The organism is Pseudarthrobacter sp. IC2-21, from assembly GCF_034048115.1.
GTDB lineage: Bacteria > Actinomycetota > Actinomycetes > Actinomycetales > Micrococcaceae > Arthrobacter > Arthrobacter naphthalenicus.
In genome coordinates this window covers 3088027-3107304 of record NZ_CP139145.1, presented here as the reverse complement: position 1 = coordinate 3107304, position 19278 = coordinate 3088027, and the positions used below count along the sequence as shown (strand labels likewise).

General features: G+C 64.8%; 21 protein-coding genes. 11 read left to right on the top strand and 10 right to left on the bottom strand.

The features are described from left to right. On the top strand, positions 1 to 570 hold the full coding sequence (locus tag SBP01_RS14220) for an adenylate kinase (RefSeq protein ID WP_320538357.1): 570 nt from the start codon (positions 1 to 3) through the stop codon (positions 568 to 570). A 70-nt stretch (positions 571 to 640) separates the two neighbouring features. Next, positions 641 to 1468: a type I methionyl aminopeptidase gene (gene map / locus SBP01_RS14215; RefSeq protein ID WP_320538356.1), complete on the top strand. Its 828-nt coding sequence runs from the start codon at positions 641 to 643 to the stop codon at positions 1466 to 1468. A gap of 141 nt (positions 1469 to 1609) precedes the next feature. On the opposite strand, the gene SBP01_RS14210 is transcribed toward map, so the two are convergent. The 3 genes from SBP01_RS14210 to SBP01_RS14200 all read right to left on the bottom strand — a co-directional run bounded on the left by SBP01_RS14210 (position 1610) and on the right by SBP01_RS14200 (position 4943). Further along, entirely contained in the window at positions 1610 to 2956 is a 1347-nt protein-coding gene (locus SBP01_RS14210) for an ABC transporter substrate-binding protein (RefSeq protein ID WP_320536224.1), read from the bottom strand. 86 nt (positions 2957 to 3042) lie between these two features. Next, on the bottom strand, positions 3043 to 3975 hold the full coding sequence (locus SBP01_RS14205) for a carbohydrate ABC transporter permease (RefSeq protein WP_320536223.1): 933 nt from the start codon (positions 3973 to 3975) through the stop codon (positions 3043 to 3045). Further along, on the bottom strand, positions 3972 to 4943 hold the full coding sequence (locus SBP01_RS14200; protein ID WP_320536222.1) for a sugar ABC transporter permease: 972 nt from the start codon (positions 4941 to 4943) through the stop codon (positions 3972 to 3974). The genes SBP01_RS14205 and SBP01_RS14200 overlap by 4 nt, the downstream gene beginning before the upstream one ends. A gap of 216 nt (positions 4944 to 5159) precedes the next feature. On the opposite strand from SBP01_RS14200, the gene SBP01_RS14195 reads away from it, so the two are divergent. The 8 genes from SBP01_RS14195 to SBP01_RS14160 all read left to right on the top strand — a co-directional run bounded on the left by SBP01_RS14195 (position 5160) and on the right by SBP01_RS14160 (position 10593). Further along, entirely contained in the window at positions 5160 to 6152 is a 993-nt protein-coding gene (locus tag SBP01_RS14195) for a P1 family peptidase (RefSeq protein ID WP_320536221.1), read from the top strand. Between the two features lie 172 nt (positions 6153 to 6324). Then, positions 6325 to 6546, top strand: coding sequence for a translation initiation factor IF-1 (infA, locus tag SBP01_RS14190; protein ID WP_009358723.1), 222 nt, complete (start codon positions 6325 to 6327; stop codon positions 6544 to 6546). 69 nt (positions 6547 to 6615) lie between these two features. After that, positions 6616 to 6729 (top strand): 50S ribosomal protein L36, encoded by a 114-nt coding sequence (rpmJ, locus tag SBP01_RS14185; protein ID WP_009358722.1) that lies wholly within the window; start codon positions 6616 to 6618, stop codon positions 6727 to 6729. Positions 6730 to 6908: 179 nt separating this feature from the next. Next, on the top strand, positions 6909 to 7283 hold the full coding sequence (rpsM, locus tag SBP01_RS14180) for a 30S ribosomal protein S13 (protein ID WP_275212255.1): 375 nt from the start codon (positions 6909 to 6911) through the stop codon (positions 7281 to 7283). Between the two features lie 52 nt (positions 7284 to 7335). Next, positions 7336 to 7737 (top strand): 30S ribosomal protein S11, encoded by a 402-nt coding sequence (gene rpsK / locus SBP01_RS14175; RefSeq protein ID WP_018769149.1) that lies wholly within the window; start codon positions 7336 to 7338, stop codon positions 7735 to 7737. A 130-nt stretch (positions 7738 to 7867) separates the two neighbouring features. Continuing rightward, complete coding sequence (locus SBP01_RS14170; RefSeq protein ID WP_013601812.1) at positions 7868 to 8878, top strand: DNA-directed RNA polymerase subunit alpha; 1011 nt, start codon at positions 7868 to 7870, stop codon at positions 8876 to 8878. 66 nt (positions 8879 to 8944) lie between these two features. After that, positions 8945 to 9667, top strand: coding sequence for a 50S ribosomal protein L17 (gene rplQ / locus SBP01_RS14165; RefSeq protein WP_320536220.1), 723 nt, complete (start codon positions 8945 to 8947; stop codon positions 9665 to 9667). Between the two features lie 32 nt (positions 9668 to 9699). Beyond that, a complete protein-coding gene (locus SBP01_RS14160; protein WP_320536219.1) occupies positions 9700 to 10593 on the top strand; it encodes a tRNA pseudouridine synthase A in 894 nt (297 codons plus the stop codon). Between the two features lie 7 nt (positions 10594 to 10600). Here SBP01_RS14160 and SBP01_RS14155 read toward each other — a convergent pair whose 3' ends face one another. Beyond that, entirely contained in the window at positions 10601 to 12268 is a 1668-nt protein-coding gene (locus SBP01_RS14155; protein ID WP_320536218.1) for a sensor histidine kinase, read from the bottom strand. A 251-nt stretch (positions 12269 to 12519) separates the two neighbouring features. Here SBP01_RS14155 and SBP01_RS14150 point away from each other — a divergent pair, with 251 nt between their 5' ends. Beyond that, the gene (locus tag SBP01_RS14150; protein WP_320536217.1) at positions 12520 to 13365 is read left to right on the top strand and encodes a response regulator transcription factor; all 846 of its coding nucleotides are present in this window, start codon (positions 12520 to 12522) and stop codon (positions 13363 to 13365) included. 6 nt (positions 13366 to 13371) lie between these two features. Here SBP01_RS14150 and SBP01_RS14145 read toward each other — a convergent pair whose 3' ends face one another. From SBP01_RS14145 to SBP01_RS14120, 6 genes are all read right to left on the bottom strand, one after another. Beyond that, positions 13372 to 13845, bottom strand: coding sequence for an Hpt domain-containing protein (locus SBP01_RS14145; RefSeq protein WP_320536216.1), 474 nt, complete (start codon positions 13843 to 13845; stop codon positions 13372 to 13374). Positions 13846 to 13938: 93 nt separating this feature from the next. After that, positions 13939 to 14823 carry a type II secretion system F family protein gene (locus SBP01_RS14140; RefSeq protein WP_320536215.1) on the bottom strand — a complete coding sequence of 295 codons (885 nt, stop codon included), beginning with the start codon at positions 14821 to 14823 and terminating at the stop codon, positions 13939 to 13941. A 7-nt stretch (positions 14824 to 14830) separates the two neighbouring features. Continuing rightward, a complete protein-coding gene (locus SBP01_RS14135; RefSeq protein ID WP_320538355.1) occupies positions 14831 to 15763 on the bottom strand; it encodes a type II secretion system F family protein in 933 nt (310 codons plus the stop codon). Positions 15764 to 15767: 4 nt separating this feature from the next. Further along, a complete protein-coding gene (locus SBP01_RS14130) occupies positions 15768 to 17303 on the bottom strand; it encodes a CpaF family protein (RefSeq protein ID WP_320536214.1) in 1536 nt (511 codons plus the stop codon). Then, positions 17304 to 18500: an AAA family ATPase gene (locus tag SBP01_RS14125; protein WP_320536213.1), complete on the bottom strand. Its 1197-nt coding sequence runs from the start codon at positions 18498 to 18500 to the stop codon at positions 17304 to 17306. It lies immediately after the preceding gene. Further along, a complete protein-coding gene (locus SBP01_RS14120; protein WP_320536212.1) occupies positions 18497 to 19276 on the bottom strand; it encodes a Flp pilus assembly protein CpaB in 780 nt (259 codons plus the stop codon). The genes SBP01_RS14125 and SBP01_RS14120 overlap by 4 nt, the downstream gene beginning before the upstream one ends. Between the last annotated feature and the right edge of the window lie 2 nt (positions 19277 to 19278).

Genomic DNA, 19278 nt, shown 5'->3' with positions numbered 1-19278 from the left:
ATGTTGATTATTGGGCCGCCCGGCTCTGGTAAAGGAACCCAAGCGGAACGTATCTCCGAGCGCCTCGGTGTTGTGGCGATCTCCACCGGCGATATCTTCCGCGCCAATGTGAAGGGCGAAACCCCCCTTGGCATTGAAGCCAAGAAGTACATGGATGCCGGCGACTTTGTTCCGGACAGCGTGACCAACAAGATGGTCCGCGACCGCCTCAGCGAGTCCGACGTCGAAAACGGCTTCCTCCTGGACGGCTACCCGCGCACCACCGCGCAGGTGGATTACCTCGACGAAATCCTGGCCGCCAGCGCGGACAAGCTCGACGTCGTCCTCCAGCTCACTGCCGACGATGAAGAACTCGTGGCGCGCCTTCTGGGCCGAGCCAAGGAAACCGGCCGGAGCGACGACAACGAAGCCGTGATCCGCCACCGCCTGGACCTCTACCACGAGCAGACCGAAGCGGTAGTGGCGAAGTATGCCGAGCGCGGCATCCTGACCCGGGTTGACGGCATCGGCGGCATCGACGAGGTCACCGACCGCGTCATGGAAGCCATCAAGGCGGCTCAGGCCGCCTGAACAGGCCACTAAGTTATTCGAGGCTCCTCCCGGATTCCGGGAGGAGCCTCAGCCATTGAAAGGACACACCATGGCCTTCGGCCAGCCCCGTATCGAATACAAAACCAACGCCCAGATGCGCACCATGCACGAGGCAGGCCTGGTCCTGAGCCGCGCGCTGGATGCCGCTGTGGCCGCCGCCGTGCCGGGCGTCACCACCAAGCACCTGGACGACGTCTTCGCCGCGGTGCTGAACCAGGCCGGTGCCAAGTCCAACTTCCTGGGCTACCACGGCTTCCCGGCAACCGTCTGCACCTCCGTGAACGAGGAAGTTGTCCACGGCATCCCCGGCAGCAAGGTCCTCAAGGACGGCGACATCATCTCGATCGACGGAGGCGCGATTGTTGACGGCTGGCATTCGGACTCGGCCCGGACCGTGATCGTGGGCACCGCTGATCCCGAAGACCAGCGCCTGTCCGACGTCACGCAGGCGGCCATGTGGCACGGCATCGCGGCGCTGGCCAAGCGGGGCCATGTGGGCGACGTCGGCGCGGCCATCGACGACTACGTGTCCTCGGTCCCCGGCAAGCCGCTGGGCATCCTGGAGGACTATGTGGGCCACGGCATCGGCTCCGAGATGCACATGGCCCCGGACGTCCTGAACTACCGGACCAGCCACCGCGGCCCCAAGGTCAAGGCCGGCCTGTGCCTGGCCATTGAGCCCATGCTGGTCCGCGGCAGCATCGACACCGCAGTTCTGGACGATGACTGGACCGTGGTCACCACCGACGGCCAGCGCTCGTGCCAGTGGGAGCACTCCGTGGCTGTGCATGACCGGGGCATCTGGGTCCTGTCAGCGCCCGACGGCGGCGCGGAGCACCTGGTGCCGCTCGGCGTCACCCCGGTGCCGATCCCGTAAGCCAAGCCGATTAGCTCAAAGTAGGTAGCGCTAACTGTCGTTATGAGGGGTCAAAACGACAGTTGGCGCTACCTAGTTGGGTTTAAAGCCACGAAAGTGACGTACCCGCTATTGCCGACCGGCACGGCCGGCAATAGCGGGTCAGGCCTTGAGCTTGGGCTTGACGTCCTTCGTGTAGATTCCCTCGAGCGTGGCCTTCAGCTCGGTCATGGTGGCCTTCACGTCGCCCTGCTGGGTGAGGATCTTGGCGGCGGCCTTGGCCATCTCCTGATCGGCCCCGGGCAGGAACGCGCGGGCATTGTCCTGGACCCTGGTGACGGCCAGCTGGTCCATGGCGATCTTGATCTGCGGGGTCTGCGCCAGCACCGAGGTCATGTCCGCCGAGGTCCGGGTGGGCATGTAGCCGGTGGCGGCCGAGAACGCGGCGGTGTTTTCCGGCTCGGTCATGAACTGCAGGAACATCGTCGCGGCGAGCTGCTCCTCCTTGGTGACACCGCTGGGGATGCCCAGGCCGGCGCCGCCGGTGGGGCAGACGCCGGTCTTCTCCTTGGAGCCGCCCGGCAGGAAGCCGACACCCACATTGAACTTGGCGGACTTCAGGATGCCGATCAGGGCGCCGGTAGAGGACAGGGTGGCCGAAGCCAGCCCTGCGGCGAAGTCGTCGGCCGATTCCTTGGAGGAGACGCCGGCCCAGGCGTCCTTGTACACGGAATCCTGGGCCGCCTGCAGGGCGGCCACGGACTCGACGGAGTCGCAGGTGATGTCCCAGCCCTTGGACCAGCTGCCGCCCTCGCCCCACAGGTTGTTCTGAAGGGTCCAGCCCGCGTAGCCGGCCAGGGCGGGGTGCATAAACGCGTACTGGGCGCCTGAGGCCGCCTTGAGCTTGGGTGCCCAGCCGGCGAACTCCTGCCAGGTGGCGGGGGCGCGGTCCGGCAGGCCGGCCGCGGCGAAGTGGTCCTTGTTGTAGTAGAACAGCGGGGTGGACCGGCCGTAGGGGAGTGCCCACTGCTTGCCGGCGTACTTGTAGTCGTCCACCAGGGACGTTCGGAAATCGGCCAGGTTGATGTCCAGCTGCTTGACCAGGGAGTCGATGGGAATGATGCTCTCGTTCAGGTAGTAGCGGAACCACCAGACGTCGGAGAGGACCACCAGGGAGGGCAGGCCGGACTTGGCAGCCTGGGCGGTCTGGAACTTCTGCGCGATTTCCTCGTAGTTCGCGCCCGCGGTCACCAGGTTCACCTTGATGTCCGGGTACTTGGCGTGGAACTTCTCGATGATGCTCTTCTCCACGTCCTGCGACTTGCCGGGGTGGTTGGACCAGAAGTCGATGGACGCGGCCGGCTTGACGCCGCTGAAGTCGATGTCGGCAGCGGTGGTGGTGGCCGCGCCGGGCGTGGTGGACGGGCCGCCGCAGGCTGCCAGCGCTGCGGCTCCTGTTCCGGCCCCGGCAAGGGTGAGGAAAAACCGTCGATCAAGGGTGAACGTCATGGTGCTGCCTTTCGGTGGGTGCCTTGGTGATGCGGATGCGATGGATGGATTGGTGGGAGGGGCCGACGGCGGTACTCGCGTGGCCGCTAGCCGGTGACGCTGCCCTGGGTGAGGCCGGCGACGATGTAGCGCTGGAGCATGGCGAAGATGATGAGGATGGGGATGATCACCAGGACGGCGCCGGCCATCATGATGCCCCAGCCGGCTCCGTTTCCCTCGGAGTTCTGCAGCAGTGTCAGGCCGACAGGGAGCGTCATGCTTTCGGGTTTGTCCGTGACGATCAGCGGCCAGATGTATTCGTTCCATTCGCTGACCACGGTGACCAGGGCAACCGTGGCGATCGAGGGGACCGACACCGGCACCACGATCTGCCACAGCCGCCGCCAGTGGCCGGCGCCGTCGATCTCGGCCGATTCGAGGATGGAACCGGGCAGGGTAAGGAAGTGCTGGCGCAGCAGGAACGTGCCGAAGGCTGTGCCCAGGCCGGGCAGGATGATCCCCCAGAGCGTGTTCTTCCCGCCCATCCCGGCGATCAGGATGTAATTGGGCAGGATGGACACCTGCGGCGGGACCATCAGGGCCACCAGGATCAGGATGAAGATCAGGTTCTTGAACGGGAAGCGCACGAACACCAGCGCGTAGGCGGTCAGCAGGGCAAGGATCACCTTGATGCCGGACCCCACCACGGTGACGATGGTGCTGTTGAGGAAGAACTGCCCGAACGGCACCGTGGTCATGGCCACCCGGTAGTTCCCCGGGTCCAGGGCTGCCGGGAGCACCTGCAGGTTCATGGTGACGATTTCGCCCGGCTGTTTGAACGAGCTCAGCACCATCCAGAGCAACGGCAGGAAGACCACCAGGACGGCGATGACCAACGGCACATAGCCGCCAACCACTGTCTGCAGCAGATTGGCACGGGAGAACGGCCGCTCACGGCGGGGAACGGCGTCGGGCGTTGAACCGGGCGTTGAAGACGCGGAGGAGGAATCGCGGACGACGGCGGGGGCGGGAGCCTTCACGAGTAGTGCACCTTCTTTTCGACGAACCGCAGCTGCAGCACCGTGATGACCAGCAGGATGACAAACAGGATCACGGAGATCGCGGCCGAGTAGCCTGCGCGGTTGTACGCGCCGAAGGCCTGCAGGTACGCCTCGTAGATGAGGGTGCTGGTGCCGGCGCCGAGGGGCGTCATGATCCGGATGAGGTCGAACGCCTGCAGCGAGCTGAGCATGGTGGTGATCAGCAGGAAGAAGGTGGTGGGGGAGAGCAGCGGCAGGGACATGCTGACAAAGCGGCGGAAACTGCCGGCCCCGTCCAGCGAGGCCGCCTCCATCACGTCCTGCGGCAGCGACTGCAGGCCGGCGAGGAACACCACGGCGCAGTAGCCAAGGTTCTTCCAGACGTACACGATGATGACCATGACCAGGGAGAGCTGCGGATCGTTGATCCACTGCGGGCTCTGCTGCCCTAGGCCCCGGAGAAGCCAGGCCAGCACGCCGTAGCCGGGATCGAAGATGAACAGCCACACCAGGCCGACACCCACGCCGGACAGCACGTAGGGCGCGAATACTGCCGAGCGGGCGAACGTGGTGCCGCGGACCTTCGAGTTCAGCGCCAGGGCAATGAGCAGGCCCAGCACCATGGAGCCGCCCACGGTTGCGGCAGTGAAGATGGCGGTGGTGCCCAGCACCCGGGCGGCATCCGCGCCGGTGAAGAACGTGACGTAGTTTTCGAGCCCGACGACGGCAGCTGAGGCTGATCCGAGCGTCCAGTTCAGCGTGGAGTAATAGATGTTGTTGATCAGCGGGAGGTACGTGAAGACGGCGATGAGCAGCAGGTTGGGCAGGGCAAGCGCGAGGAAAACGAAGAAGTCGCGGCGGGACCGGTTTGACCAGCGCTGCCGGTTTTTTGTGCCGGGGATGCCGTGCCTGGCTCTGCCTGTGGCCGCCGCGGAACTGCCGGGCTTGGCCGTGAGCTGTGGAGTCATGGATCTCAATCGGGAGGCCTGCGGGGGCAGGGCTTGGGAGGATTTGAGATCACTCCATCACATCGCCGGCTCCGGTCAGGGCCAGATTCGGTCCCCGCGCTGATTGTTAGCCGAGGCTTCGAAAACCGTTCACGAACAGTTCGGCTTGAGCGCTCTCCGAGGCGCATGCGCGTCGCCGACAGTTTCGTGCGTCATGAAGCGGGCAGAATGGGGCGTATGGGAGCCATTACCGATGTACCCGGAATCCGGGTGGGGCACGTGCAGAGGAACGACGACGGCTGGCTGACGGGGGTGACTGTGGTCCTGCCGCCGCCGGGAACGGTGGGGTCCGTGGACGTCCGCGGCGGCGGCCCCGCGACGTCGGAGACGGATTCCCTGGACCCCACCACCATGTCCCAGCAGGTGGATGCGGTGGTGCTCACCGGCGGAAGCGCCTACGGCCTGGTCACCGCACGCGGCGCCCAGCGCTGGTGCGAGGAAGCCGGCCGGGGCTTCGCGGTGCCCGGCGGGCTGGTCCCGATCGTGCCGGCCGCCGCTATCTTCGATCTGGGCCGCGGCGGCGACTTTTCGGCCCGGCCCGATGAGGAGATGGGCTACGCGGCAACTGCCGCCGCTGCCGCCCAGCCGGAACTCCACGCCGTCGAACGCGGCAACGTGGGCGCCGGCACCGGAGCCGTCCTCGGCCGGGGGAGATACAAAGGAGGAGTGGGGACTGCCTCCATCACCTTAGACAACGGGGTTGTGATCGGAGCGATCGCCGTGGTCAACGCAGTTGGTTTGCCGGTGATGCCTCCGGAAAATCCCGAACCCTCCGCGCGCTCGGTCGTTCCTCCCTTAGACGCGCGCTTCCGGGTTCCCGATTCCCCGTCGGCGGAAGCCGGGCTTCCTCCGCTCAACACAACACTCGTCGTCGTTGCTACCAATGCCATCCTGAGCAAGGCCGACTGCAAGAGGACCGCTTCTGCTGCCCACGCGGGACTGGCCAGGGCGCTGAACCCGAGCCACACGCTGGCTGACGGGGACACGATTTTCGCGCTCGCCACCGGCGCCGTCGAACTGGACAGCACCGAAGCCCCGCGGCAGTTCAGTCTCATCACGCTGCAGAGTGCGGCAGCCGACGTCGTACGTTTGGCCATCCTGGATGGCGTGCAGAGCGCCGAGGCGGTGAGCACACCTGCCGGTGAATTTGGTGCCTATGGGAGTGTGTAGGTTAGTATGCCCGATTTAACTTTTACCAAGATACAGGGTAGTGTTGCTTGTTGGTTGTCTGCCCTGCTGTGCCCTGTTTGGGGCCTGAGGTGATAACCGATCCAACAAAAACGTTCGTGGTCATGTCCGGTGCAATCCGGCAGGGCCGCGGCAACAACAGTTAGCGGAGGGTATGGCCAAGAAGGACGGGGTCATTGAGATCGAAGGCGTTGTGACTGAGGCGCTGCCTAACGCGATGTTTCGCGTTGAGCTGACCAACAAGCACATCGTACTCGCGCACATCTCAGGCAAGATGCGCCAGCACTACATCAGGATTCTCCCTGAGGACCGGGTAGTGGTGGAACTGAGCCCTTATGACCTCACTCGGGGTCGTATCGTCTACCGCTACAAGTAAATTCTGGGCGGCCGCGGCATGAGCTGACGGCTGCTCCAGTTGACCAACTGCCACACGCAAAGGAATGCCATGAAGGTCAAGCCGAGCGTCAAGCAGATCTGCGAAAAGTGCAAAGTGATCCGCCGTAATGGCCGGGTCATGGTGATCTGCGAGAACCCGCGCCACAAGCAGCGCCAGGGCTAATTTCCTTCTCCTGAAGGAAATCCTGGGTTGCTAACCCACGCAAGTAAATAATAAGGCAGCACAAGCTGAATTGGGACGCATGAGCCCGGACAGCTAACCCCCGGTCGGAGGCTGGGGCCGCACGGAACGTGCGGGTGTACTGCCTAGGACCTCCGGTTTATTCAAGGAGCACTGCCTCTATGGCTCGTCTCGCTGGCGTAGACATTCCCCGCGAAAAGCGGTTGGAAATTGCGCTTACTTACATCTACGGCGTGGGCAAGACCCGTGCACACGAAACCCTGGCTGCCACTGGCATCAGTGCTGACGTCCGCGTTAAGGACCTCACCGATACCCAGCTGGTTGAGCTGCGTGATTACATCGAAGGCAACTACAAGGTTGAGGGTGACCTTCGCCGCGAAGTAGCAGCTGATATCCGCCGCAAGGTTGAAATCGGCAGCTACGAAGGTATTCGCCACCGTAAGGGCCTGCCGGTCCATGGGCAGCGTACCAAGACCAACGCCCGTACCCGCAAGGGTCCGAAGCGCACCGTCGCAGGCAAGAAGAAGGCCCGTTAAATCCTCCCGGATTTACACGGCTTTCCCCGATAACTTTCTGTAGGAGAAAAAAATGCCCCCAAAGACTCGTGGCGCGGTTCGCAAGCCGCGTAAGAAGGACAAAAAGAATATCGCGCTGGGCCAGGCGCACATCAAGAGCACTTTTAACAACACCATCGTGTCCATCACGGACCCGAACGGCGCTGTTATCTCTTGGGCTTCCTCAGGTGAGGTTGGCTTCAAGGGCTCACGTAAGTCCACCCCGTTCGCAGCCCAGATGGCTGCCGAAGCTGCTGCCAAGCGTGCGCAGGAGCACGGCATGCGCAAGGTTGACGTTTTCGTCAAGGGACCGGGTTCAGGACGCGAGACTGCAATCCGCTCGCTGCAGGCCGCAGGCCTCGAGGTTGGCTCCATCCAGGACGTCACCCCCGCAGCGCACAACGGCTGCCGTCCGCCGAAGCGCCGCCGCGTCTAAGCCTTTCGCGTAGTTTGAGCTTGCCCGGACCGTTCTGGTCCGGGCAAGCCCAGCCGCGTTAAGTCTTCAGACCGAATTTCCACCACCTGTGTTGCGTCATATAGCGGATGCTCGCCGAAAGGAAACCTAAGTGCTCATTGCACAGCGCCCCACCCTCTCCGAAGAGGTAGTCTCCGAAAACCGCTCGCGTTTCATCATTGAACCGCTGGAACCGGGCTTTGGCTACACCCTCGGAAACTCCCTCCGCCGTACCCTGCTCTCCTCCATCCCCGGTGCCGCTGTAACCAGCATCCGGATCGATGGCGTGCTGCACGAGTTCACCACGGTTCCGGGTGTCAAGGAAGATGTCACTGAGATCATCCTGAACATCAAGAGCCTGTCGGTCTCCTCCGAGCACGACGAGCCGGTTGTTGCCTACCTGCGCAAGCAGGGCCCCGGAGTCGTCACCGCCGCGGACATCGCTCCGCCGGCCGGCGTCGAATTCCACAACCCGGATCTGCACATTGCCACGCTGAACTCGAAGGGCAAGTTCGAACTCGAACTGACCATCGAGCGCGGCCGCGGCTACGTGTCGGCAGCTCAGAACAAGTCCGGCGACGCCGAGATCGGCCGTATCCCGGTCGACTCGATCTACTCGCCGGTGCTGAAGGTTACTTTCCGCGTGGAAGCAACCCGTGTTGAGCAGCGCACCGACTTCGACAAGCTCATTGTCGACGTCGAGACCAAGCAGGCCATCGCCCCGCGCGATGCTGTTGCTTCCGCTGGTACCACCCTGGTGGAACTCTTCGGTCTGGCACGCGAGCTGAACACCGCAGCTGAAGGTATCGAGATTGGCCCTTCGCCGACGGACGCTGCCCTGGCAGCGGACATGGCACTGCCGATCGAGGACCTGGACCTCACCGTCCGGTCCTACAACTGCCTCAAGCGTGAGGGCATCCACACCGTGGGTGAACTCGTTGCCCGCTCCGAGGCTGACCTGATGGACATCCGTAACTTCGGTGCGAAGTCCATTGACGAGGTCAAGGCAAAGCTGGTTGAACTGGGCCTGTCCCTCAAGGACTCGCCTCCCGGTTTTGACCTCGCAGCACGCGCAGCAGCAATTGAAGAGGACGACGCCGCCTTCGGCGACGACGAACTCTAAAACAGATCTTGGCCGGCGGGCACCATGGTGTGCCCACCGCCGGCTTCCATATGAGGAGAAACAATTATGCCTACCCCCACTAAGGGTCCGCGCCTCGGAGGCGGCCCGGCTCACGAGCGTCTCATGCTCGCGAACCTGGCAGCAGCACTGTTCGAGCACAAGCGGATCACCACCACGGTGACCAAGGCCAAGCGCCTGAAGCCGTACGCAGAGCGTCTGGTGACTTTCGCCAAGCGCGGCGACCTGGCTTCCCGCCGCCGTGTCCTCGGCCTGATCAGCAACAAGGGCGTCGTCCACGAGCTGTTCACCGACATTGCCACGGCAGTGGAGAACCGCGACGGCGGCTACACCCGCATCACCAAGATCGGCAACCGCAAGGGCGACAACGCTCCCATGGCTGTCATCGAGCTCGTTCTCGAGCCGGTTTCCGCCAAGCAGGCTGTTGTAGCTGAGGCTACTTCCGCTGCCAAGCGCGACGCTGAGAAGGCTGCTCCGGCCGCCGAGGAAGCTCCCGCCGAAGCCGAGGCCGAGGTTGTTGAGACCGAAGCTGCTGCTGCTCCTGAAGCTGAAGCCAAGTACGCCGGCTCCAAGCCGGCCACCGCTGACAAGGAAGCCCCCGAGGGCTTCGCCGTCAAGGGCAACGAGGACTCCATGAAGTACCACGTTCCCGGCTCACGCTGGTACGACTCCACCACCGCTGAAGTTTGGTTCGACTCCGCCGAATCCGCTGCAGCCGCAGGCTTCGCGCCTGCCGGTGGCGAAGCTGCCCAGGCAGTCGAAGCTGAGTAATCAGCCTCTGTCGCTCCAGTAGACTTAGGTCTATGAACGACCAAAAACCCGCGGCCCCCGTTTCAGGGGGCGGCGGGTTTTTGCGTATCCGCCTTGATCTGTCGTACGACGGCGGCCCCTTCAGCGGGTGGGCGCTCCAGCCCGGCCTGCGCACCGTACAGGGAGTCCTGGAGGAGGCGCTGGCCTTGCTGGTCCGGCGTCCCGTCCGGGTCACCGTGGCAGGGCGGACCGACGCGGGCGTGCACGCCCGGGGCCAGGTGGTCCACCTTGACCTCACCGAAGCCGAGTGGCTGGGACTGCCGCGCGGGCACGAACTGGATCCCGGCGTCGCGCTGGTTCGCCGTCTGCGGGGTGCACTCAGCCGTGGCCTCGGCGACCTGTCCGGAGCCATCGAGGTCCACCAGGTGCAGCTGGCTCCGGTCGGTTTCGACGCCCGCTTCTCCGCCCTGTGGCGCCGCTACAGCTACCGCATTGCCGACGGCCCGGCCTTGTGGGACCCGCTGGAACGCTACTTCACGCTATGGCACAAGAGCCCCCTGGACGTTTCGCTGTTGAACGAGGGTGCGTCCAAGCTGCTGGGGCTGCAGAACTTCCTGTCCTACTGCAAGCCGCGGGAAGGCGCCACCACCATCCGTGAGCTCCAGCGCTTCGAGTTCCGCCGCGGCGAGGACGGGGTCATTGTGGCCTCGGTCCAGGCGGATGCTTTCTGCCACAACATGGTCCGGTCCCTGGTGGGCTCGGCCCTATTTGTGGGCGAGGGCGTGGAGGAGCCGGGCTGGCTGTACGAGAGGCTCCTGGCGAAGAAGCGGGACGCCAAGTCAGTCCTGGCCGCGCCGCACCCGCTGGTCCTGGAGGAAGTGGCCTACCCGTCCGACGACGAGATGCTGGCCCGTGCGGAGCTGACCCGGGCGGTGCGGAAGCACTAGCGTCCGGCTAGAACGACGGCGGCGGGCCGTCCGCCGGGAGCGTCACCGTGAAGGTGCTGCCTTCGCCCTGATCACTGGTGCAGGCCACCCGCCCGCCGTGCCGCTCCACGATCATCTTGGTGATGGACAGGCCCAGCCCGGCTCCCGGGATGGCTGCTTCCCGGGCGGAGTCGGTGCGGAAGTAGCGGCGGAAAACCCTGGCGGCGTCGTCCGCGTTCATTCCCATCCCCGTGTCGCGGACGCGAAGCTGCACCCAATCCCCGCTGGCGCCGGCACTGATGTCCACCACGCCGCCGCCGGGGGAGTACTTGATGGCGTTGGAGACCAGGTTATCCAGCGCCTGCCCGATGCGCAGCGGGTCAGCATATGCCCACAGGGGGGAGGGGACATCCGCCACGAGCCGGATCCCTGACCGGTCCGCCTCGGCCCGGGCCGAGCTGAGGCTGCTCTCCACAAGGCTGGCAAGGTCGGTCCGTTTCGGGTGCACTTTCAGGACCGCTGAGGCTGTGGCCGACAGATCGGACAGCAGAGCCAGCAGCCGCTCCGAATTCCGTTGCACCACGGAGAGCCGCTGGGCCGTGACGGGGGACAGCCCGGCATCGTCCTCGAACACCAGGTCCACGTTGCCGAGGATGGAGTTCAACGGCGTCCTGAACTCGTGGGAGACGTTGGAGATCAGCTCTTCGTGGGCGGCCAGTGCCTCCACCCAGCCGGTCACGTCGCTGTAGACCACCACCGCGCCGTTGAGGCGGCCATCTTCGGAGGTTAACGGCCGCGCGGCGGTGGAATAGGCGCGCTGGCCGGGTTCCGCTCCGGCCCAGACGAGGTAGTCGGCGAACGATTCGCCGGCGATGGCCCTGTTGATGGGCCGCTTGTCGGGCGGCAGCAGGGTCTGCCTGTCCTGACCGTAGATGAGTTGATGCCCCTGCCCCGGCATCTCATGGGCCACCCCGGTGGCCTGCCGGAAAATGCGCTGCCGGCTGTTCGTCAGCAGGTACCGTCCGGAGCGGTCGACGGCGGCCACCGCGACGTCGGTGGCGTCCAGGATGGTGGTGAGTAGTTCCTCGCGTTCCCGGCTCGCCGAGAGCAGCTCGCGCAGTTCCTGTCCCATGGCCTGCAGTTCGCGCTGCTGAACCCGCACATTAACGCTGGCGAAGCGGATGGCCAGTGCAACGGCCAGCATCATGAGCGGGAAGAGAACCAGGGAGGTGATGTCCGCAGCCGTCAGATGTTGGAGCCTGGCCGAGGCTGGCGGGAGCATGATCAGGAACGGGCCCACGGCACTCAGCAGCAGGGTGGTACGGACCAGCATGCCCGAGGCAGCCAGCCAGATGATCGGAAAGACCACCAGGATCGCCAGCCCGGGCAGATGGGGTGCGGCACCGTTCCGCAGCAGACCGATCGCCAGCAGGTCAAGCACCGGGATGCTCAGGTACGCACTGCTGGGCATCCTCTCCCAAGGGATGACAAAACAGGCGGCGAACAGTGCGAGATGCAGTCCGATTCCGGCCACGTAGGCGGGACTGGCGAGGAGAGACGGCCAAGTGAACGGGGTGGCCACGCCCAGGAGGCCGACAAGCATGGACAGCGGAAGCTGGCACAGCGCCACCTGGGTGCGGCGCCCGAGCTTCCGGAAGTAGTGCGCCACTCCCCGCTGCGAGGGGTGTACAGCCATAGGGATCTCCAAATGTCCCGACGGCCCCCATCCGTCACTAATGAAACCTGCAGCCGGTCTGCCAAAGACCGGCTCAATCAAGCGTAGGAATCCTAATGTGCTTGGGTTGTCATACTAATTGACTTTCGAGGCCTAAAGCCGAAACTACGTGTCATCTCGTGTTCATGCTTGTACGGTATACAGAGTTGGAGTGGATAAGGGATTGGCGCTGGGCTGATGGGGGCCTTTTTCACCTGGCATCAGGGATAGCAATGGAAGATCTTGGGGTAGCAGTAGTAATTGAAGACGATGCGGACATTCGCAATCTCCTGGAGGGAGTGTTGCGCCAGTCGGGCTTCGAAGTCCATACCGCGGTCGACGGGCGGGACGGCGTGGAGGTGGTCCGGAACAACAAGGCCCACGTGGTCACCCTGGACATCGGCCTACCGGATATTGACGGCTTTGAAGTCCTGAGGCGGATCAGGAATTTCAGTGACGCCTACGTGGTGATGCTGACCGGCAGGACGGAAGAGCCGGACCTGCTGTCGGCCCTGAATGGCGGCGCGGACGACTACATCGCCAAGCCCTTCCGGCCGCGCGAGCTGAGGGCGAGGGTGGCAGCCATGATGCGCCGGCCCCGCCACCAGATGAACCGGCCGCAGGAGGCTCCCGGCTCCTGGGTGGCGGCACCGGCTGCTCCGGCATCCTTCGGCCTCTCCGCGGGCCACACGCCGGCCGGGCATTCAAGGCCGGGCCAAACGGGAGTTCTGCGGCATAACGGGCTGGCACTGGACTCCCGAACGCGCACCGTGGTGGTTGACGAGACACCCCTGGGGCTGACCCGCAGTGAGTTCGACCTGCTGCACACCCTCCTTCGGGGCGAGGGCGCAGTGTGCACCCGGTCCGATTTGGTCCGTGCTGTCCGCGGTGACCTTTACGAGCATGATGCGTACATCAGCGACGCCGACGAGCGCGCCGTGGAAGTTCATATCGGCAATCTTCGGCGCAAGCTGAAGGAGGATCCGCATTCACCGCGGTGGCTGCAGACCGTGCGGGGAGTGGGGTACCGGCTGGCGCCCCTGCGGACGGACGCCCCCGCGTGGCCGGGACTGGGCTGACCGCTGCTAGTCCCTGAGGATGTAGTTCGCCTGCAGCTCTGACACTGTATTGACGCCGGACTCGGCCACACCTGCGAGCAGGTCCTGGCCCTTGACGTAGTCATCAAGGCGGACAGCGTCCTCCAGCTGCTGGGCCAGCATGGCCAAGCGGACTCCGCCCACCATGGTAGAAGCAATCCGGAGGCTGATGACGGCGTCCAGGGCGGCCTTGCGGTCGTGGGCCAGCACGGCCGCGGCCACCCGGCTGAAGCGCTGGTCCCACATGGCGGCATAATCACGGGCAAATCCGCGGGCAAGTTCGGGGCCGTCCAGTTCGGCTTCCAGCTCTGCCAGGATCTCCAGTTCAACCCACCGGACCACCCCGCCGCCCGCCGTCGGCCCGCTTGGATGCACGCCACCCTTAACGTCCACAACGGATCCCGCGGCCAACGGCTCTGCGGGAACACCCCCGCTGCTGGAGGTAAGTGGTGCACTGTCCATCCTGCAAGGCTACTTCCTGGAGCCCGGCCGGAGTCTATTTTCGGTAGAACCTGTGGAAACCTTGAGTCATCCTTGCCCAGCTTGATTTTGCGCTTACTGGCCGCTAAACGTGACAACCGTGTTGATAACCGCCGGGCCCAGAATTGCGATGAACAGCACGGGAAAGATGAAGAACAGAAGAGGGAACAGAATCATCACGGGAAGTTTCATGGCCTTTTCCTCGGCCCGCTGCCGGCGTTTGACCCGCATGACCTTCGCCTGGATGCGCAGGACCCGGCTGATGGCAATGCCGTAGGTGTCCGCCTGGACCACAGCCTGGACGAAGCTGCGCAGCTCAGGAATGTTGGTGCGTTCGGCCAGGGCCTGGTAGGACTCGCGGCGGCTGCGGCCCACCTGCATGTCCTGCAGGGTGCGGACCAGTTCCTCGGCCAGCGGGCCCTTGCCGTTTTCGCCGGCGCGGGCCATGGCCCCTTCGAAGCCGAGGCCGGCCTCCACCGAGATGAGCATCTGGTCCAGGGTGTTGGCCAGCTCCAGCTGCATGGCCTTCTGACGCTCCATGCCCTTGCTGTACAGGAGCAGGTCCGGGATGAAGTAGCCGAGGAGGAGGAGGAAAATCCCGGCGAGCTTGATGATGGGTTGCGGGCTGCTGGTGCTGATGAGGAAGCACAGCACCGCGCCGATGAGGCCCAGCACGGGTTTGGCGATCAGGATACGGGCCAGGGGCCAGCCGCTCGGCCTTCCGGCCAGGGCGAGCAAACCGTCCAGTTTGCGGACATAGGCAGCCGGTGCAAGGCGGTAGCCGAGGCCGGCCAGGAGGCTGGCGGTTTTCTTTTCGGGCGTTTCGGTGGCCCTTCTGCCGCGGTTCAGGATGGCCACCGTGGCGGTCCGGGCTTTCCGGTCCACGGAGAGGATGGACCAGGCCAGGTAGCCGGTGGGCAGCGAGACCAGCAGCAGCGCGGAGATCACAAGTGGACTCACGGGGGCCTCAGAACTTCAGATCGATGATTTTGCGCATCCACAGGCTGCCGATGGTCATGAGGATGACGGACGCCGCGATCATGCCCCAGCCGAGCGGGTGGGTGAACATCGAGTTCATGTAGCCGGGGTTGACCACCATGAGCATCAGGACAATGCCGAACGGCATGGCGATCAGGATGTAGGCGGAGAACTTGCCCTCCGCGGCGAGGGACTTGATGTGTCCTTTGATCTCGCTGCGCTCGCGGATGGTCTCGTTGACCTGGTCCAGGACCTCCGCCAGGTTCCCGCCGACTTCGCGGTTGATCTGGATGGCTTGGGCGATCCAGACGAAGTCCTCGTTCTGCATGCGCTCGGAGGTGTCGGTCAAGGAGTCCAGCAGGTCACGGCCCAGGCTTGTCTCGGTGATGACGCGGCGCATTTCTTCGGACGTGGGGCTCTGGGACTCGGCCGCGGCGGCGTCGATGGCCCGGAGGATGCTGTGGCCTGCGCGGAGGCCGCCGGACAACAGTTGCAGGGTGTCGCCGAGTTGCTGATCGAACTTCGCTCGCCGTTTGCCGGCCAGGAATCCCAGTACCAGATGGCCCACGAACGGCGCCAGAATCACTAGGAGGAAGGACACGAACGGTACGCCGATCACCAGTCCCACCAGTGCGCCGACGATGGCCCCGGCAATGACCAGCACCGTGAACTCGGCCTGGCTCAGGCGGACCCCGGCGTTCTCCAATGCCTCACGGCTGAAGAGCCGGACGTTCCTTTTGGCCAGGAACCGGTCCAGGGCACCCACCGTGGTATCAGCCAAGCGGGTAAGGCCCGACGGCGGATCGGCCTCATAGGGCCGGCGGCGGTCCAGCGCAATATCGGGGATCCTGGGCAGCACCAGTGCGAAGCCGACCAAGATGGGGGCAATGAAAAGGAGCGCGGCTCCAACGAATATCATGATGGCCCTATCCCTTGCCGTCGCCGGCTGCCGCCGGGCTCAGGGGAGAAGCGAACACAGCAGGGGAGACATGGATGCCCAGGTCTTCGAACCGGTCAATGAACCGCGGGCGGATTCCTGTTGCCACCGGCTTGCCCAGGAAGCGTCCGTGGGCGTCGACGCCGGCGGAGTAGTCGAACACGAAGGCGTCCTGGAGAGTCACAATGTCACCTTCCATGCCCTGGACCTCGGTCACGTGGGTGATTCTTCGTGACCCGTCCCGGAGCCTGGAAATCTGCACGATGAGGTTTACGGCGGATGCGATCTGTTCGCGGATGGCCCGCAGCGGCAGGTCCATGCCGGCCATCAGCACCAGAGTTTCCAGGCGGGCCACGGCGTCGCGCGGCGAGTTGGAGTGCACGGTGGAGAGGGAGCCGTCGTGGCCGGTGTTCATGGCCTGGAGCATGTCCAGTGATTCCCCGCCGCGGACCTCGCCCACCACAATCCGGTCCGGGCGCATGCGCAGGGAGTTCCGGAGGAGTTCGCGGATGGTCACCTCGCCTTTGCCCTCTGTGTTGGGCGGCCTGCTCTCCAGCCGGACCACATGGTCCTGCTGGATCTGGAGTTCCACTGCATCCTCGATGGTCACGATCCGTTCGTTGGCCGGCAGGAATGATGACAGGACGTTGAGCAGGGTGGTCTTGCCCGTTCCTGTTCCGCCGGACACGATGATGTTCAGCTTGGCCTTCACGCAGGCGTTCAGCAGTTCCGCCATTTCAGGGGTCAGGGTGCCGAAGTCGATGAGGTTCCGGACCGTCAGCGGGACCTTGCTGAATTTGCGGATGGTGAGCGAGGACCCGCCCACCGCCAGGGGCGGGATGACGGCGTTGACGCGGGAGCCGTCCTCCAGGCGGGCATCCACCAGGGGAGAGGACTCGTCAATGCGGCGGCCCACCTTGGACACGATGCGTTCGATGACCCGGCGCAGGTGCTCCTCGGAACTGAACCTGGTCTCGGCCAGCGTCAGGTGCCCTTTCCGCTCCACATAGATCTGGTCCATCCGGTTGACCATGATTTCGGTGACGGCCGGATCGTCGAGCAGCCGCTGCAGCGGGCCGTAGCCCAGCACGTCATCGGCGACGTCCTGGACCAGCCGGGTGCGCTCGTCGGCCGAGAGCGGCACCTGCTCGGCGTCGATGATCTTGGTGAGTTCGTCGCGGGCAGAGGACTTCAGTTCCTGCTCCGTGATGGCGGAGTCATTGAACCTGGCACCGAGGTGCTCGAAGAGCGCGGTGGCGGCCCGTTCCTTGAGGGCGGCAAAGACGTCCACCGGCTGCTGGGCTTTCGGACGCACTTCCTCGGGCAGATCGGCGACGGCGGCCGCAGCGGCGGGTGCCGCCGTCGTCGGCTCTTCCTCTGTCTTTTGGTCAAACCACTGGGTGCGTTTGGCCGGAAGTTCGGGGCGCGGCAGCTCCAGGGTGGGCGACGACGCCCGGGCCTGTACTGGCTGGGTCCGGGACTGGACCTTGGACTGGGCGGCGCTGATGCGCTCTGAAAGTTTCATCTAGACCACGACCCGCCGGTGCAGCCTGCGCTGGGATTTCTCCCGGCGGGCAGGGTTGAAGCGTTCCACGAGCTGGTTGAGTCCTTTGGTGGCCGGATCCTTTTGCGGGTCCTGGAGCACGGGGATGCCGCGGTTCGTGGAGAGGGCCACTGCCCGGGACCGCGGGATGCTGACGTCCACCGGTGCACCGATGGTGGATTCCATGTCCTGGACGGTGAGGCCGATTTTGGGATCAGCCATGTTCAGCACCACGTGCCGGGATTCAGGCAGGATGTCCAGTTGGCGCAGGATTTCCAGGCCGGAGCGCAGGCCCCGGACGCTGGGGATGTCCATGGCGCTGACCCAGACCACGTCGGTGCACTTTTCCATGGCGGCGAGTCCAATTTCGGGCAGTCCTGGGGCGGTATCGACGATCACGTACTGGAACTGCTCGGACAGTTGTTCCAGCAGCCGGCTGATCTGTTCCGGTGTGATCTCGTCAGCGTCGATGGGAGTGGGTGGGGCGCAGAGGGCGTAGATGCTGCCCGGGTGGACCGTTAGGAATGCCTTCAGGACCAGGGAGTCCAGGCTCGCGGCGGGGGAGACGGCGTCCGTGACCGTGTGCTCGGGGTCCAGGTAGAGCCCGGAGGCGACGTCGCCGAACTGGAGGTCGAGGTCAACGATCACCACGCTCATCGGCGCCAGCTTGCCCAGGCCGATGGCGATGTTGGTGGCAATCGTCGTTTTGCCGACCCCGCCTTTGGGCGAGAAGACGCCGATGACCAGGCCCTTGTTGGTTTCGGCCGGCTGGACGGGTGCCGGTGCGCGGTGGCGGCTGGCGAAGGACTGGCTGGCGCGCTCCAGGAGGACCCGCATCTGGGCGGGGTCGGAGTCCGGGGCGATGATGTCCCGGACGCCGGCACGCATGGCCTGGATCAGGAAATTAGGGTCCGGTTCGGCCGAAATGATGACGCTGAGTTCCGGGAACCGGACGCTGATCACGGTGGCGAGGCGGAGCGCGTCATCGACGGGGACTTCCGGCCCCAGGACGAGGACCTCGGGCTGGCCGTGGTCCAGATGCGCGAAGAGGTCGAACGGATCGGCAGGGAGCAGGCTGGTGAAGAACGTCTGCACGCCGCCCTGGAGCCCGCCGGCGACGGCCTGGCGGAGGCGCGCGTCGAAGTCGACGTCGGGCGTGATCAGGACGAAGCGGCTCATTTGTAGACATCCGGCCGGATCATGACGCGGGGGCCGCTGTCCGTCGCGTCGAGAGGTTCCCTGCTGAGCCAGATAGAGGCGAACTCCGAGAACTCAGAAGCGAAAACTATCTTGCCGGCGTTGATGTCATTGACGGCCACTGTGATCATCAGGGATCCGGTGGGTAGGTTGACGTCCCGGGGGTTTGGCTCTGCTCCAGCACTCGCCGAGGGCGCCGGCTTAGCAACGGCTCCTTCGGGGGCGCGCTGTACGGCCGTTACCAGGACTTTGTGAATGGAAAGTTGAGTCGTTTCCTTGTCGGGCTTGGCCTCGACAGCGCCCCCGTGCATGTTAATGAAGATGCCGACGTGGTCTCCGGGGGCCAACCGCCCGCCGACGACGCGCTGCGGTTCGAGCTGGAACGAAACCTCCTGAAGACCGGCCGGAATAGGCACCGAGCCGGAGGTCTCCAGATCTCCAGGTGAGACGAGGCGTTCGGCGAGGAGTTGCTCACCGGGCACGAGCTCGGCGGAGGTGACTTTCCCGGCCGCCCCGTCGAGGGTGCTCAGTGCGGTCTTGGCGACGGCGGTGCCCGGCAGTTGCTGAAGTGCGACTGATGCTTTCAGTGCTTCCGCGGTGGAACCGGCCGGGACCTTTTTGGTGACCACCAGGACATTCACCGGATCCAGGCCCTTGACGGCCCGCTGGTCCGCGCCCTGGGCGTAGGAGACAACGATGACTGCCCCGACGATGGCCAGCAGCACTGCCACCACTCCTGCCAACAAACGTGACTTCACTG

Excerpts from the sequence above, each read along its gene's own strand:
- SBP01_RS14220 (WP_320538357.1), top strand. The coding sequence starts at position 1 with ATGTTGATTATTGGGCCGCCCGGCTCTGGTAAAGGAACCCAAGCGGAA.
- map (WP_320538356.1), top strand. The coding sequence starts at position 641 with ATGGCCTTCGGCCAGCCCCGTATCGAATACAAAACCAACGCCCAGATG.
- SBP01_RS14210 (WP_320536224.1), bottom strand. The coding sequence starts at position 2,956 with ATGACGTTCACCCTTGATCGACGGTTTTTCCTCACCCTTGCCGGGGCC.
- SBP01_RS14200 (WP_320536222.1), bottom strand. The coding sequence starts at position 4,943 with ATGACTCCACAGCTCACGGCCAAGCCCGGCAGTTCCGCGGCGGCCACA.
- SBP01_RS14195 (WP_320536221.1), top strand. The coding sequence starts at position 5,160 with ATGGGAGCCATTACCGATGTACCCGGAATCCGGGTGGGGCACGTGCAG.
- infA (WP_009358723.1), top strand. The coding sequence starts at position 6,325 with ATGGCCAAGAAGGACGGGGTCATTGAGATCGAAGGCGTTGTGACTGAG.
- rpmJ (WP_009358722.1), top strand. The coding sequence starts at position 6,616 with ATGAAGGTCAAGCCGAGCGTCAAGCAGATCTGCGAAAAGTGCAAAGTG.
- rpsM (WP_275212255.1), top strand. The coding sequence starts at position 6,909 with ATGGCTCGTCTCGCTGGCGTAGACATTCCCCGCGAAAAGCGGTTGGAA.
- rpsK (WP_018769149.1), top strand. The coding sequence starts at position 7,336 with ATGCCCCCAAAGACTCGTGGCGCGGTTCGCAAGCCGCGTAAGAAGGAC.
- rplQ (WP_320536220.1), top strand. The coding sequence starts at position 8,945 with ATGCCTACCCCCACTAAGGGTCCGCGCCTCGGAGGCGGCCCGGCTCAC.
- SBP01_RS14160 (WP_320536219.1), top strand. The coding sequence starts at position 9,700 with ATGAACGACCAAAAACCCGCGGCCCCCGTTTCAGGGGGCGGCGGGTTT.
- SBP01_RS14155 (WP_320536218.1), bottom strand. The coding sequence starts at position 12,268 with ATGGCTGTACACCCCTCGCAGCGGGGAGTGGCGCACTACTTCCGGAAG.
- SBP01_RS14150 (WP_320536217.1), top strand. The coding sequence starts at position 12,520 with ATGGAAGATCTTGGGGTAGCAGTAGTAATTGAAGACGATGCGGACATT.
- SBP01_RS14145 (WP_320536216.1), bottom strand. The coding sequence starts at position 13,845 with ATGGACAGTGCACCACTTACCTCCAGCAGCGGGGGTGTTCCCGCAGAG.
- SBP01_RS14130 (WP_320536214.1), bottom strand. The coding sequence starts at position 17,303 with ATGAAACTTTCAGAGCGCATCAGCGCCGCCCAGTCCAAGGTCCAGTCC.
- SBP01_RS14125 (WP_320536213.1), bottom strand. The coding sequence starts at position 18,500 with ATGAGCCGCTTCGTCCTGATCACGCCCGACGTCGACTTCGACGCGCGC.